This window comes from Pseudomonas juntendi, from assembly GCF_009932375.1.
Taxonomy (GTDB): domain Bacteria; phylum Pseudomonadota; class Gammaproteobacteria; order Pseudomonadales; family Pseudomonadaceae; genus Aquipseudomonas; species Aquipseudomonas juntendi.
Genome location: NZ_BLJG01000530.1, coordinates 1 through 217 on the forward strand (window position 1 = coordinate 1; position 217 = coordinate 217).

Annotated in this window: 1 pseudogene; it reads left to right on the plus strand. The window is 62.7% G+C overall.

The annotated features are described in order from the left end of the window. Positions 1-12 precede the first annotated feature (12 nt). Positions 13-217, plus strand: a pseudogene (locus tag GYA94_RS27095) (preQ0 transporter); the annotation flags it as partial.

Below are 217 nucleotides of genomic sequence, written 5' to 3' on the forward strand. Positions count from 1 at the left end.
AGATTACCCGCCATGTTCTATCTGCTTGCCTACAGCAGCAGCGTAGTGCTGATCAACTACGCCTTTTCCATTGCCCCGCACCTGGACGTCATCTGGTCTGCCTGGGGCGGCCTGGTGTTCATCCTGCGCGACATGGTGCAAACCCGCTTCGGCCACGGCGCCCTGGTCGCCATGCTGGTGGCGCTGGCCAGGGCGATGGCCGGCTCAGAGGTCACAT